Origin of the sequence: Metamycoplasma neophronis (assembly GCF_006491995.1) — a bacterium.
Taxonomy (GTDB): Bacteria; Bacillota_I; Bacilli_A; order Mycoplasmatales; family Metamycoplasmataceae; genus Metamycoplasma; species Metamycoplasma neophronis.
Map to the genome: position 1 here is coordinate 83,951 of NZ_VHHP01000001.1, position 15,388 is coordinate 99,338.

At 28.8% G+C, this 15,388-nt stretch carries 14 protein-coding genes; all 14 read right to left on the reverse strand.

Annotation, left to right across the window (positions count from 1 at the left end; translation table 4 throughout):
- Positions 1-52: 52 nt before the first annotated feature.
- The 14 genes from rsmA to FJR74_RS07095 all read right to left on the reverse strand — a co-directional run bounded on the left by rsmA (position 53) and on the right by FJR74_RS07095 (position 15,327).
- Positions 53-829: a 16S rRNA (adenine(1518)-N(6)/adenine(1519)-N(6))-dimethyltransferase RsmA gene (rsmA, locus tag FJR74_RS00325; RefSeq protein WP_140914557.1), complete on the reverse strand. Its 777-nt coding sequence runs from the start codon at positions 827-829 to the stop codon at positions 53-55.
- Between the two features lies 1 nt (position 830).
- On the reverse strand, positions 831-1,592 hold the full coding sequence (locus FJR74_RS00330; protein WP_140914558.1) for a TatD family hydrolase: 762 nt from the start codon (positions 1,590-1,592) through the stop codon (positions 831-833).
- Positions 1,593-1,601: 9 nt separating this feature from the next.
- Entirely contained in the window at positions 1,602-2,261 is a 660-nt protein-coding gene (mtnN, locus tag FJR74_RS00335) for a 5'-methylthioadenosine/S-adenosylhomocysteine nucleosidase (protein WP_140914559.1), read from the reverse strand.
- A gap of 102 nt (positions 2,262-2,363) precedes the next feature.
- Positions 2,364-2,816, reverse strand: a complete 453-nt coding sequence (locus tag FJR74_RS07075) for a hypothetical protein (RefSeq protein ID WP_140914560.1) — start codon at positions 2,814-2,816, stop codon at positions 2,364-2,366.
- Entirely contained in the window at positions 2,806-3,615 is an 810-nt protein-coding gene (locus tag FJR74_RS07080; protein ID WP_140914561.1) for an alpha/beta hydrolase, read from the reverse strand. The genes FJR74_RS07075 and FJR74_RS07080 overlap by 11 nt, the downstream gene beginning before the upstream one ends.
- A 139-nt stretch (positions 3,616-3,754) precedes the next feature.
- Positions 3,755-4,636 (reverse strand): translation elongation factor Ts, encoded by an 882-nt coding sequence (gene tsf / locus FJR74_RS00350; protein ID WP_140914562.1) that lies wholly within the window; start codon positions 4,634-4,636, stop codon positions 3,755-3,757.
- Positions 4,637-4,654: 18 nt separating this feature from the next.
- Positions 4,655-5,518 (reverse strand): 30S ribosomal protein S2, encoded by an 864-nt coding sequence (gene rpsB / locus FJR74_RS00355; RefSeq protein WP_140914563.1) that lies wholly within the window; start codon positions 5,516-5,518, stop codon positions 4,655-4,657.
- Positions 5,519-5,743: 225 nt separating this feature from the next.
- Positions 5,744-6,577, reverse strand: coding sequence for an aromatic motif membrane protein (locus FJR74_RS00360; protein ID WP_140914564.1), 834 nt, complete (start codon positions 6,575-6,577; stop codon positions 5,744-5,746).
- Entirely contained in the window at positions 6,577-7,425 is an 849-nt protein-coding gene (locus tag FJR74_RS00365) for an aromatic motif membrane protein (RefSeq protein WP_140914565.1), read from the reverse strand. Before FJR74_RS00365 ends, FJR74_RS00360 begins: the two co-directional genes overlap by 1 nt.
- Entirely contained in the window at positions 7,418-8,392 is a 975-nt protein-coding gene (locus FJR74_RS07085; RefSeq protein ID WP_170178322.1) for an aromatic motif membrane protein, read from the reverse strand. Before FJR74_RS07085 ends, FJR74_RS00365 begins: the two co-directional genes overlap by 8 nt.
- Complete coding sequence (locus tag FJR74_RS00375) at positions 8,370-9,071, reverse strand: ABC transporter ATP-binding protein (RefSeq protein ID WP_140914567.1); 702 nt, start codon at positions 9,069-9,071, stop codon at positions 8,370-8,372. Before FJR74_RS00375 ends, FJR74_RS07085 begins: the two co-directional genes overlap by 23 nt.
- Entirely contained in the window at positions 9,071-10,882 is a 1,812-nt protein-coding gene (locus FJR74_RS07090; protein ID WP_140914568.1) for an ABC transporter permease, read from the reverse strand. The genes FJR74_RS00375 and FJR74_RS07090 overlap by 1 nt, the downstream gene beginning before the upstream one ends.
- A gap of 183 nt (positions 10,883-11,065) precedes the next feature.
- A complete protein-coding gene (gene dnaK, locus FJR74_RS00385) occupies positions 11,066-12,856 on the reverse strand; it encodes a molecular chaperone DnaK (RefSeq protein WP_140914569.1) in 1,791 nt (596 codons plus the stop codon).
- A gap of 218 nt (positions 12,857-13,074) precedes the next feature.
- On the reverse strand, positions 13,075-15,327 hold the full coding sequence (locus tag FJR74_RS07095; RefSeq protein WP_140914570.1) for a hypothetical protein: 2,253 nt from the start codon (positions 15,325-15,327) through the stop codon (positions 13,075-13,077).
- Between the last annotated feature and the right edge of the window lie 61 nt (positions 15,328-15,388).

The following is a 15,388-nucleotide window of genomic DNA, read 5'->3' on the forward strand; positions in this document are numbered from 1 at the left end:
AATTGATAAAAAATTATACAAAATTTTAGATATAAAATAGGCGAAAACACGCCTATTTCAAAGCTTTAAAAAGCTCAATAAACACTTCTTTTTCAAGTGCTTCAGCTCTAATATTATTTGGTATATTTAAAGTTTCAAAAGCTTGCAAAATTTGTTCTTTTGAATACTTTGTAATTAGATTATTATAAAGAGTTTTTCTTTTAAATTGAAAGCATCTTAAAATAAAATCTAATACTTGTTTTTTGTTTGCTTCAAGTCAATTATTTGCCTTAATAAAATCAATTCTAACAACCATAGAATCAACTTTTGGAGCAGGATTAAACTCACGCGCTTTAGCTTCAACCACTTTGCTAATATTAGCAAATATATTCATTGAAACAGTTAATTTGCCATATTCTTTTGTGTTCGGTTTAGCCAATAAACGCAGACAAACTTCTTTTTGCATCATAAGTGTTGCACGTTTAATTTTATTTGAATATTTTAGTAAATTAAACAATATATCAGAAGTGATATTGTAGGGTATATTACCAACTACAACAATTTCGTTGTCATTAAAATTTTCAAAGTTTTCTAATAGAAAATCTTTATTAATAAAATGAATATTTTGTGGATGGTTTTCTAATATAAAGCGGTCATATAATTCTTTGTCCAATTCATAGGCATAAAGTTCTTTAACATGTGGAATCATTAAGTATGTTAATGCACCTAATCCGGGCCCAATCTCTAAAGTAACTTCATTGTGAATTTCGGCACCTTCAATAATTTTCTTTTGAATTCCTTTATTAATTAAAAAGTTTTGTCCAAAAGATTTTTTTGCTTTATATTCCATTTTAAACTCCAAAGACCTTTTTGATATTTGCTCTTATTTGTTGATTAAAGGTCTCATAATCAACGCCTTTAAGGTCGGCAATGAAATTATATGTATACATTACATAAGGCGAAATATTAGGCTTTCCACGCATTGGAGTAGGAGCTAAATAAGGTGTGTCCGTCTCACAAAACATGCGTTCTAAAGGAATTTCTTTCACTGCTTCTTGTAAGCTCTTAGCATTTTTAAAAGTAACAACGCCGCTTATTGAAAAATAAACGTTTGGCAAGGCTAAACATTTTTTTACATAGTCTTTGTCGCCACTAAATGAATGGAACACAATTTTTAAATCACGAAATTCTTCTCTTGAAATAATTTCATAAGCATCTTCAAGTGCATCGCGAATGTGTAGCATTGCCACAATCCCATGGCGTTTAGCAACATTCATTTGCGCAATCATTCCTTCTTTTTGTACTTCGGCACTCGGAGAATCATCATAATGATAATCAAGTCCAATTTCACCAATACCAATAACACTATTATCAATAATCGTTTCAAGAAAATCACCATCTGCTTTACCAACGGTTAAGGTTGGGTGTATACCAATAATTGGATGCATAAATGGTGCTTGTTTACATAAATCTAATAACTCAATGCTATCTTCTCGCGAAGTGCCAACAATGAACATTTTTTCCATATTGTCTGCATATCATTCATTAACAACTTGTAAAGGGTTTTCATAATATTCTTTAAATGGGTGAGTGTGAATGTCAATATATTTCATATCTACTTCCTAAATTATTTTTATTAATACTTCTTTAATTTTGTTTTCTCAGATTTTTTTAGATTCAATATATTCTAAATTATTTGTATTGCTTAATGAATCAGAAACAATTTTTATTGAATTGAATGGAATGTTAAAGTTATTTGCAACTTGATTATAAGCCGCGCATTCCATATCAACAACTTTGGTAAGAGGAAAATTTTGTTTAATTAATTCACCTGTGTCTTGGGTAGCGAACTGATCGCCGGTTGCACAATTACCTCTTTCATAATCCAATGCCTCAGCAAATTTTCAATCGCAGTTAAAAAATGTATCTAAATTTGGCAACTTGCCTAAAGTATAGTTTGGCAGCGCTGTTAAATCTACATCATAATAATGGCTTTGACTTACTACAATTACATTGCCTACAGATAGCGATTCAATTGCTGCAGCTGGGCCACAGTTAATAATGCTTTCGATATTAAATTTACTTAAGCAGTATGTTAAAAATTGTGAAGCATTAGTTTTGCCAACACCACTATAGCCTAGATAAAATTTTTTAGATTGGTTTTTAACTACCAATAAGCCTTGATAATCATTCAGAAATGGTAACTTAATTTGTTCAATTATTTCCAGAGATTTTAAAAATTCTTGGGCTTCTTCTTTTTCAGCGAATACGATAAGTTTCATAGTTTTCCCCTTCTTTTATTAATAATAATTATTATATTCTATTATTTAATCCATCCCTAAAATTAAAATAAAAGCAGACGATGATAATATGTCTGCTTTTGTTTATTCAGTTTCGATACTTTCTATATTTTCTTCGTCTTTTTTAATTTGTTCAGAATTATCAATCTCTAAAATCCGTGCGATTTGCTCATTACTTTCAAACATAGCGGCTGCAACGGCATTAGTATTAAAACCCAAAATTAATTTAAGCTCTTTTAAGTACTTTTTGTTTTTAGTATGTTTATAAATATAAGGAAGAATAATTTTTCCATATGGTCTTAATAAGCTTAATAGTAACGAAAGTGAAGACGTGCCAAGAACCAGCGTTAGTTGCATAAAGACAAATCCTGGTCATATATTATTGGCCACAGTTCCATATAAAATTATTGATATAACAAAAAATGCAATTGCCAAATAACCTAAAACTTGGGTTCAAATTTTTCCAATGTAATAAGATTTATAAATTTTTTTCAATTTCGAATGCTCTAAATGAGCAATTATAAATTTATAAGCCATAAATGTCCTTACAAATATTGTCAATCAAAGTAATAGCTTCTTTAAATTGATCTTCAGTCATATCCTCTCAAATGAAGTGTCCCAGTCCATCTAATAATAGTATTGGACGATTCAAATCAAAAGCTACTTGTTTAACTGATTCGGCACTGATTACTGGATCTGAATGGCCTTGCATTAATGAAAAGTTTAAATTATTTTCAAATAAAGGCTTAATGACATTGTTTAAATATTTTTTATTTAGTATTTCACGAATTAGCATAGTGTATAACATGTTCTTTTTAAATACACTTTTAATACCTTGAAAATAATCTTTTGCAGTTAATAAATAAGGTGCTTGTTCGCCCTCTTCTAAATGGTGCTTAGCTTTTTTAATCTCATAAATTTTTTCTTCATATTTTTTAATTCAGCTGGTTGATAATAAATAACTAAAGTAATTAAATGGTGATGTTAATAGACCATATTTCATAGTTTTATTTTCTAACAAGTTTAAAGCAGTAACAGCGCCCAAACTGTGTGATAAAACAAGAGCGTTATCATATTCAACGATTTTAGCAAATTCTGAAGCTATTTGAGCATAGTATTCTAATGTGATTTTTTCATGCGCAGTGCTTTTGCCACATCCCGGCAAATCTAAAGCCGCAATATCAAAATCACGATCATCTAATTCAATTAATCTATGAAATGTATGTAAATTAGCCCCAAAACCGTGAATACACAATACTTTATATTTACGGCCGGTATTTTCAACATAAGCATTAATTTCTTCATTTAAAACTTGATATTTCTTTTCTTCAATCATATTAGCTCCTAAAACAATAAGTAATTAAATTATAAATTATAAGTATTAAATGTGGTTTATGAATACAACTTTATTATTTGAACATTTGAAAATAAAAAGTAAATAAAACCACCCATATGGGCGGTTAATTATTAATAAATTATTTTTGGTTCATTTGTTCAGCCACTTCAGCTGCAAAGTCCACAGACTTTTTTTCAATTCCTTCACCAACTTCAAAACGAGTTGCGTCAAGTAATTCTAATTTACTATCTTCTAAGAATTGAGCAACGGTCTTAGATTCTTCCATTACAAATGGTTGGTACATTAGAATTCCTCTTTCGTTGAATTCTTTTCTTAACATACCAGCTTTCATTGAAACTTGGATTTTTTCTGGTTTTCCAGCTAATTTAGGATCATTGTTAATTCTGTTGTAGATTTCTGTTAAATCTTCTTCACTTAAACCTGTTTCAAATAAGTGAGCAGGGTTTAAAGCAGCAATATGCATTGCAACGTGTCTTAAGTTTTCTTGGTTTGAACCTTTTGCTAATAGAATAACTGCAACTCTGTTGTTTGCGTGGGTGTAACCAGCAACAACTTCGTCTTCTTTAGCAACATATTTAACTGCTCTTCTTAAAGTGATTTTTTCTCCAATTTTAACAGTTAAGTTATTGCAGTGTTCTTCGATTGTTAAACCATCGATTTTAACGTTTGCTAAGTCTTCTGTACTTGAGAAGTTTGCTTCAACTAATGATTCAGCAATTTTGTTAGCAAAGTCAACGAACATTTGGTTTTTAGCAACGAAGTCAGTTTCTGAGTTCAATTCAAATAAAACAGCAACGTTGTCTTTAACAAATGCTCTAACGATACCATCAGCAGCAATTCTTCCTGCTTTTTTAGCAGCTTTAACGATACCTTTTTCTTGTAATCATTCGATTGCTTTTTCAATATCATTATTTGTTTCTTCTAAAGCATTTTTACAGTCTAGGAAACCTGAGTTTGTTCTTTCTCTTAATTCTTTAACTTTTTGTAGATCTACAGCCATAATTTGTTCTCCTTAATTTTATTGTTCTTCTTTGTGAGAAACTTCTCTTTCTCTTCTAACTGGTCTAGCAGCTCTTCTTTCACCGTGTTCTGATCTTTGTTCTTCAGGTAGAAGAATTTGGTCATTTGGTTGGTAAGCAAATAATTGAGCTTCACCACGGGCAGCAGCGATAGCATCAGCTAAAATAGTGGTAATTAAAGTAATTGATTTAACTGAGTCATCGTTTGCTGGGATTACAAAGTCAACTAGATCTGGATCTGAGTTAGTATCTTGGATAGCAAAGATTTTTAATCCTTTTTTCTTAGCTTCTCTAATAGCGATTTCATCATCGATTGGTGATGCTGAAATCATAACTTGTGGCATAGCGGTTTTCCCTGCTAATTTTCTAATACCACCTAGGTTTTTTTGCAACTTAGCAATTTTCTTGTCCATTACTAAGCCTTCTTTTTTGGTGTAACCTTTGTAACCATTTTTTTGTAATTCTTCTAATCTTTCTAATTCTCTTACACTTCTAAAAATTGTTTGTGAGTTTGTTAATGTTCCACCTAGTCAACGTTCTGAAACGTAAACTGAGTTTGTTCTTTCAGCAGCAGCTTCTATAGCTTTTTTAGCTTGTTTTTTAGTTCCTACTCAAATAAATGAGATTGGTTTTTGAGCCATTTTGTTTAATAGTTTGTAAGCGTATTCTAAAGTTTTTTGAGTCTTAGCAATGTCAATAATGTGAATACCCATTCTTTTTCCGTAAATGTATTGTTTCATTTTTGGGTTTCATTGGCTTGCTCTGTGACCAAAGTATGTTCCAGCTTCTAATAATTTTTCACGTGAAACGATAACTGGTTCATTTGAAGTTAGAACTTTTTGTTCTTGTACTTTATCTGACATATTTATGTTCCTTTTCTATTTAAAATTTGTTATTCTTCCTATTGCTTCGAACAATTTGCATTAAATACTTAACACTCGCAATTGAATTCACAATAGTGTTTGATAAATTAAATGTAATGAAATTATTTCAATTTACCTGTACGTAAATGTACTGCATTATTTTATCACAAAAGCTTTAAATTATATTAATTTAAGAAAAAAATGGGAATTTACCCACTTCTTTTCCTATAAAATGTCTGATAAGGTATAACGCAATAGCTTTCCACCGTATTTCTCTTGAAATAAAATTGCTTCGGTTCTATTTTCTGGTTTGTCAACGAAACTTTGTGTTGCTTGTATATATTTTTGCAAACTAAAACTTTTTAAAGTTTCTTTGTCTTTGATTAAATCGGGATATGAATATAAATATTGACTTAGGTTAACTGAAAAATTGCTTTCAGGATCACCATCAACAGTTAAGCGAATGATAAAACCTTCTTGAGTTAAGAAAAATACTCTATATTCTTTTCAGTCATCTGCATTTTCATATTCTTGTGTAACAAATTGAATAATGTTATTTGTTTTAGGACTATAAAATGAACCTAATTTAAGTGAATTTTCTTGCAATGTATTATTTGAATTTGCTGTGCTAGATTCAAATTTATCAAATTCTGGATAATAAGCAAAACTAAAATTTTCTAAGTTATATAAATATCAAAGTCAATTCTTAGACATTAATTCATTAATGTTTTGCGAAGCTTCTGATAAAAGCACTGGACGTGGCGAAAAGAAATTGCCATCAAAACCCAAAGAAAGCACTGTATTTGATGCATATAGTAATGACCATTTTAATTTGCCTTGATATTCATTCAGATTGATTTCTCTTTGGCTTTTTATATATTCTTCGATTTTATTTTGATCATTTTTAAAAACTAATTTTAAAAGGGATTTTACATAGTTTCTCTGTAAAAATAAATTCCATTTTATTTCATCAGTTGAATTTTTTTCTTGACTACATGAAATGGCACACAAAGGAGCAGCTACTAAAGGTACAAAGCCTAAACTTAATAACTTTTTCATTATTTTTCTCCTTTGTATAAAAGTTGCATTACTGCCATTTGACCATAGTTATATTTTTTAACTAAGTCATTTTCATAACGGTCAAAGCCTTCTTGAAAACCATGAATATAAGCACTATGCATCAAGTCCGAAATTAAATTAATCGATAAACGTTTTACTTTCGAAAATGGAAAATAATATACATACGAACTCAAATCAACTTCAGGACTATCAGTTCTAATGTTTGTAATTCTAAATCTAAAAAAGGCGTTGTTTTTAGTTAAATACAAAATCGTAGTATTTGATAATTCGCCGGATTCATCTCCTTCTTTTAACGAATCAAAATAATCGTTTTTGAAAACTAATGGTTCAGGTGCAGCTAGATTTGCAAGTTCTTTTTTAAACGCTTCTGAGTGTCTTCCTTCTTTGTCTTCTGGGAATGTAAATCAATTAATAAAATCTGCAGTAAATTTTTTTATGTTTGTTAAAAATAAATATCAATTTTGATTAATTAGGTTTTTGATTTGATTAGCAATTTGTGTTTTTAAATTTGCTTCTTTAGCAGCCAAATAATTATTAGATAAACTTTGATAATCTGCGAAAAACTTTTCTTTAGTTTGTGGATTATTTTGATCATTTAGAAATTCAACTTTTTTAGCATTATTTTTGAATGCTTGATTAACAATATCATTAATTATTTTGCTGGTATTCTCACTTTCTGGGTTTTCGTAGTTTCTTACAATATCTTTATCTTTTGGAATGATATTTTTAAAGTCATTAGTTTTAGAATAGTCGGCACAAGATATTGAAACAGCAGGTGCCGCTAAAAGAATTGGCATTGAGGAAATAAATAATATTTTTTTATTCATTTATTGACCTCCATGTAAATCTATATACTTTTTCATTTTTAGCAAATAATGCTTCGACGGTATTTTGAATTAATTGAGCATAAGCTTCAGTATTGAATAGTTTGCTTAGTTGTTCATCATTATAAAATTTGTAACTCTCATTAACATCGTAATCATCGCCATCGACTGCTTTATTATAATCAATTGCCTTTTTAATTTCAAGCACTCTTTGGTTATAAAATTCATCTTCAATTGCTTTGAGTGCTTGCAATAATTCTGGGTTGTTGGTGATAGGTTTATCAATATACAATAAATCCGGCATTAACACAAATTTTTGCGTGTTATCTTGTGTATACGAAAAGGCTTTCATTACTACATTGTTATCAAATACAAGATACAAAACCTTGTGATTTGAAAATTTATTGTATTGACGTGTTTCTGGTACTTGTTGTCAATCTAATTCAATTAGATTCTTAATGTTCGAATTTGTTTTTAAAATTAGGGATGGAAATTTTTGTTTGACACTATTTACTAATGCCTCAGTATCGTCATCATCACTATAACTGTCACCATAAGGATTAAATAAATAAGTCGATTTGTCAATGTTTTTTAAATATCAATATCAGTCTTGCAGCAAAGTATCAACAATTATTTTTTTTGATTTTATTACAAGGTTAAGAAAATCTGATGCGTGGTTTTCAGCATTAATATAATATGGAGGAAAAAAATTCATTGCATATTTCAATTCATTATATTTTGCATCTAATGTATTATTTTGATTAGCAATATATTGATCAGACAAATTACTATCAGCTGATATATAAGTTGAAACTAACTTTTTAATGTATTGATTATTTTCAAAAGGGTCAGTTTTTTTGATTTCAATCTTTTTAACTTCAGATTTATTTTCTTCTTTTTGACATGCTACCATAGCAACAGGGACAATTGATGCAAAAATAAGCGGGCTAATTTTGAATAACTTTTTCATAATAGATCTTTTCCAAACTGCCATCTTTTTTTCCTGAGTAAATTACTTTACCCTTATTAATTAATGTAAAAGAATCTACATATTTATCAATTTCTGAAAGAACGTGTGAACTAATGAAAATTGTCTTACCGTTGTTTTTTAATTCATTTAGAATAGCAAATAATTCATAACGCGCTGTCGGGTCTAAATTGGCTGCAGGTTCGTCTAAAATAATTAGTTGTGGGTCATGCAATAAAGCCTGAATTAATAAAACTTTTTTCTTTTGCCCCGATGAAAACGCATGCGGTTTTTCGTTTTTTAAATCTTCAATATTAAATTTCTTCAAATAGAAATCTATTAAATCTTCGCATTTGCTCTTATCAATATTTGAAAGCAAGGCTAAAGATTTTAGATATTGGTGGACTGTTAGCTCTTCAGGGAAAATAGCAACTTCAGGCACATAGCCAATAATTGCTTTAGATTTAGGATCACGGCTATTAATACCATTAATTAATATCTCACCATCATATTGATAATATGAACCGATAATAGATTTAATAGTTGTGGTTTTACCAGCCCCGTTTTCTCCAATAAAAGCGTGGAAATCTCCAGCATTAACATCAAATGTTGCGTTCTTTATTCCGTGGTTTGTTTTCTTATAAATCTTGCTTAAATTTTTAATTTCTAAAATCTTATTCATTATTTATAGTCCTTTCTTAGGTATAAATTAAATGATATTGAGCTTAGGATAATAATTAATCCAACTCAGATTAAGAAATAGAATCATTTATTAACCACGGTACCATTTCTTTTAATGCTGTATACGGAATCAATATCTTGGAATAAATAGTTGGTATTTGAAGGTGTTAAATCATATCTAATTACGACCTTATCATTAACAACTTTTGATTTGGCTTCATATGATTCAAATCCACCAATTAAGTATTTATAATTGTCGACTTGGATTTTAATTTGAGAAGCTTGGTATGTATTTTTGTCTGATGGCGATTTCAATAATGATTTAATTAAATTTCCTTGGTTACCAGCAAAGTATAGATAGTTTAATAAGGCTGAAACTAAGTAAATTTTTCTTTCTGTTTCCGAAGCTAATTTATTGTTTTTTACTGCGTATTTATCAAATACTGCAATATTTTTATCATCAATTGAATACAATTTAGAATTTTTATCATTTACTTCTTTAGAAATTGTATCAAGTAATTTTGTTTTTGCTTCTAGCATTTCATTCAAGCTTGGATTTTGAGTGAATTTAATGTCAATGTTTTTAAAGAAATTAGCAGCAAATTCATTGAACTCTGTATTACTTAAAACATCCTTTAAATTGTTTCACTTAATTTCACCGACTAAGTTTCTTGGGGATGCATACACATAATTGTCTTCTTGGAAACTACTATCAAATTCTGAAGCATTTTCACGAGCATAAATTACCGATGTATTAACTAAATTAGGTATGTGTGAGTAATCCTTTAAAACTCCCGGAACAAAGTATTTATTAACAATTTTCCCTTCGTAGTTAACTGGCAAGTTTAAAAGATTTGGCTTTGTATCTAATTTGTAGTTATAAATTACACTTTCTAATTTTTTATAATTAATGTAATTTTCAAGATTGTTTTTATCATTGTTATTTAATGTAAATGGAGTCTCATTATCTATGTTGAAAATATCTAGCATTTGATATGGGATAGCCAATCAAGAATAGGCTTGTCAATTGGTTGCGGCTTTTTTAGTTATTTCCATTACTTTATTTAAATATTCGATTTGTTCTTTGCTAAATGATTTATTTTCATTACCATTTGGCATAATAAAGAATTCATCTTTATTGTTGTTTAGATAAAATTTTTCAGCATCTAATACAGTATTAGATTTGTGATATTCATATTTAGTGTTTAAATAATAACCAGCGTTATTAATTTTTGAAGTTGCATTAGCAGCCATGAATGCCCCGCCGATTGCCAAAGGTGTAAAGATCAAAAGGGGAATTGCTAATGCGAATTTTTGGCTTAACTTATATGAAATTAAAATAGTAATAATTCCAAATAATAAGTAGTTAAATAACTGTACAAAAAATGACAATATAATCAATGTCACTAATTTTTGACCCGATGCTAATGATGAATAAACTAAGGCACCGCTAATTAAAGTGCATAGTGATCAAATTAAACCAAGTTCAAAAAAACATAAAAATTTTCCGCCAATAATCGACTTACGTGATATTGGCTTGGCAAAAGTTAATAACTCAATGCCTTCTTGTTCTAAATCTTTAAAAATGTTTAAACCTTTTAAAGATGAATATAAAACTCCTAATAAAAGAGTTACCAGTGTGTATGCATAAATTACAATCGTTTTGTAATATGCATTTAATTTAACGCTAAAGAGCGTAATTGCTAAGATTAAACTAATTACAAATTCTAAAATTGGCAAGATTAATGTGCTTTTTTTCTTAGCCGCTATTTTGAAAATAAAATTAGAATAATTTGCTAATGATTTTTTCATTTTACCTCCATTTTTTTATAACTTCTACTTCTATAATAATAGCACTTTTATATATATTCACATCTAAAAAAATAAACTTTTATATATAAAAAAAATGCAATTGCTCAAAAAAGGTAATAAAAAAACGCCTTTATTATTACGGCGTTTCGTTTTTATATATATTTGATAGTATTAAAGGGACAATTATTGTTGGTTTGGATTTCCTTCATTAGGGTTGAAGTTATTTGGATCGAAACCTTGTTTTTTCAAGATTTCCATAGCTTGCGCCATTTTTTGTTCGAATTCTTTCACTTTAATTTCTAGTTTTTCAAAATCTTTTTTATCTAACAATTCTTTCATTTCATCAACTTCTTTTTTTAGTTCAGATTTTTGTGAATCTGGAAGTTTTTTAGCTTCTTCTGAATTTAATGATTTTTCAATGTCATTGATAATTTGTTCTGTTTTAACAGATAATTCAATTTCATGACGTTTTTTGTTATCTGCTTCACGGTTAGCTTCAGCATCTTTAACCATTTTTTCAACTTCTTCTTTTGATAATGATGAAGTATTTTGGATAACAACAGATTGTTCTTTATTTGTTTTTTTGTCCTTTGCAGTTACAGTGGTAATACCGTTGACATCGATTGAAAAACTTACTTCGATTTGAGGAACACCACGTGGGGCAGGTTCAATTCCTTCTAAATTGAATTGACCTAAAATTTTATTATCTCTTGCTAATTCTCTTTCACCTTGAGTAATAACAATGCTTACGGCAGTTTGATTATCAACGGCGGTTGAGAAAATTTGACTCTTAGTTACAGGAATAGTTGTATTTCTTGGTATTAAAGGAGCGACCAAATCACCTTCAACAACAATACCTAATGTTAATGGAGTAACGTCTAGTAATAAAACGTCTTTAATTTCGCCGGCCATAATAGCACCTTGAGTTGCTGCCCCAACAGATACAACTTCGTCAGGGTTAATTGAATTATTTGGACGTTTTCCAGTTACATCAGCAACTAATTTTTGAACGGCTGGCATTCTAGTTGATCCACCAACCAATAGAACTTCATTGATTTCATTTCAGTCTAATTTTGCTTCTTTTAAAGCGTCGTATAAAGGTTTTTTAGTTCTCTCTAATAAATCAGCAGTCATTGCTTCAAATTCTGATCTTTTTAGCTCTAATTCTACGTTAACAGGTCCATTGGCATTCATTGCTAAGAATGGTAATGAAATATTTGCCATCATTGATTCTGATAAAGTAATTTTAGCACGTTCAGCTTCTTCTTTTAATCTAGCCATTGCCATTTTGTCTTTAGAAGGATCGAAGTCATATTTTTCTTTAATTTTTTCGATCATTCAAGCAACAATTTTGTGATCTCAATCATCTCCACCTAAGTGGTTATCTCCTGAAGTAGATAAAACTTCGAATGTACCATTTTCCATTTCTAGAATAGAAACGTCGAATGTACCACCACCTAAGTCAAATACTAAAATTTTGTGGTTTAAATCTTTATCTTTATCAACACCAAAAGCAAGCGCAGCAGCGGTAGGTTCATTAATAATTCTTACCACGTCAAGCCCGGCAATAATACCGGCATTCTTAGTTGCTTCACGTTGCGCATTATCAAAATAAGCAGGAACAGTGATAACAGCTTTATTAACTGGTTGCCCCAATTTTTTGTCAGCATAGTCTTTCATATAAGATAGAATCATTGCAGAAATTTCTTCTGGTTTATAATCCTTATTATTAACATGAACGGTTTTATCAGTTCCCATTAATCTCTTAATAGATGCCACCGAATCAGGGTTAGTTTCTAATTGTCTTTTAGCTGCTTCACCAACGATAATTTCGCCATTTTTAAAAGCAACAACAGATGGGGTTGTTCTTTTCCCGTTTGGATTTTCTAGAACTTTGGGAGTTCCATTTTCAATTACTGAAACAACAGAGTTAGTTGTTCCTAAGTCAATACCTAAAATTATTTCTTTAGCCATAATTGATCTCCTTTTTTAATAAATTATTATTTATATAAATAAGGTAAATATAAAGACTTTTTTACATTTACATATTATATTGTAGCATATTTTTTAGCACTTTATTAAAAAGAGTGCTAATTTTTTATTTTTTAATTTTTGCGGTGTTTTATTTATAAATAAAAAAAATACAGAAGTAATACTTACTGCATTTTTTTTGCTTATTTTAAGGGCTTTTTTTAGTTTTCGGAATTAATCGTAGATTTCATATATTCTAATATAATGTTTAGACTATCACGGCTAAGTGCTAAAAATACTCCTGTTTTAGTAACAATTTGGCCATTATCTGAATTTATATTCATATAAGGTTTAGTAGTAGTTAAATATCATGGATTAGTTATGACACCATTTTCTTTAATTTCAACCGGAAGCTCATAATATATAAATTGTTGGTTTTGCATATTATTTTGTGCAACTGGTAAAGCATATTTTTTAACGTTTGCTATATATATTAATATATTATTATTGAAAAATTCTTGGTTATAAATACTTGATAGTTTTATTTCGTTAGGATTTTTATGATCTTCATCATCAAAATCACTATCAACCAATTCGTACTTATCGTATAAGATCATATTTGAAGACATTTGAGTTGCCACTAAATCTTTGTCGAAAATTATGTTCGTTTTATTTAGTTTTGTGGCTTCTAACTCTTCGGTATTTAATGATGTGGCAATCGGAATATTAGTTATATTATTAAAAATTAACGATTGTGATTTTTCATTTTCTAAATTAAAAGTAACCTTGAATTTATTATCTGCGGTTTTTTCAATTGACGTATTTGAAAAACTAATTAAAACTGTTCCGCTTGATAAAATGGTTGTTTTTTGTAGTTGGTCAGCCTGATTTTCAAAATTAAATAATCATAATTGGTTATTTTGGCTTTTTTGTTTTAAAATGTCCCAAATAAATTGATTAAAATTAATTTTAAATAAATTTTCATCCGCCAATAATTCGTTCAATTGTGAAATTTGGCTTTGATTAAACGAATTAATTAATGCATTAGGTTCTTGACCTGTTAATCCAAATAGTTTGAATTGTGAATTAAGATAATTAACATTGGTTTGTACAATTGCTTGAAGCGTTAAATTTGATAAATTTGTTTTGATTTCTAATAATTTTTCATCATTAATTTCAGAAGCTAATGCTAATTGTTTGTTAATTTCAAATAATACTATATTTTTAAAGTTTTCAGCTAAAGAACGTGATTCAGATATAGCTGTTTTAAAGTTTGTTAATCATACTTCAGCAGAGTTGGGTTTAGTTGCAGTTAGAGCATCTAAAAACTCATTTAACGTAACAAGTTGCGAACGTGGTATTGCATAATAAACTTTATTAAGTGAATTGAAAATTTCAAATGGTGAGTTAACGAACTCATTAGGAAGTGAAAATAGTGATTCATTTGTTGCTGCTAAATTTTTTGTTTGGCTTAATACATCTTCGCTTATTTGTAATGGTAAAGTATACAAATATGCAAATGAATTTTGAGCTATCATTTTAGTTTTTAAATTTGTATTTTCTTGGATTAATAATACATTATTTTTAAAAAATTCCGCATCGTATTTTGATGATAAAGCAATTTCGTTATTTTCATTTATTTCGATATCATTATTTTTATTATAGCTATCAATTAATGAATAAAAACGTGTTGACTTTGTAACATGAAAATCATTTATAATTTTCGAATTTAAAGGTTTTTTCATGCTTTGCGCTATTGAAATATTAGATTCGAGATAATTTTTATTGATTTCCCCACCGTAGTTAACATTTAACGGTAACGCAAATGTTTTTGAAAATTTAATTTCAAATATTTTCTTGTCATCGGATGTTTTTTCTGAAATTACCGGTATAAAATAAGTATTTTCAAAATTAGCTAAAACAGGCACATTAATAGTTTTGCCTTCTTCAATATGACTCGCAGTATATAAGTTTAAGTTTTCTGAATTAATCAAATTATTTAAAAGTGTTATATGTTTTTGCGCTAGGTCATGATATAAAGTTTTAATTTTGTTAACAAAAACAAAAGGATCGCTTGACAAAGATTTTATTTTTTCTGAACTTTCTTCAAATAATCTTCTCGCAGATTCAACTCCAGAAAGCCCGTTTTGAATAGCTATAAAGGCGTTAATGTAACTATTATATTCATTTTCCAAAAGGTCTTGAATATAAGGTTTTCAAATCTGAAAAATTTCGTTTCAAATTTTATCTTTTTTTTGTTGATTATTTTCTGCCAATGTTTGTTTTAATTCAAGTATTAAAGACTTCATTTTGCTTTTGTTTTCTTCACTTAAGTTAGATGAATTTGTAACTTCGATGTAAAAATTCGTTTTTTCATCTTCAGAGATTTGTTTATTAGTACAAGAAGCCGCAATAATTGGAAGTGTCGCAACACTAGCTAATAAAAAACCGCATAATAATTTATTTTTTTTCATAATTATAATTGTACTAAATAAATAAAAAATGCAGCATCCTTACGCTAGATTTAGACACTGC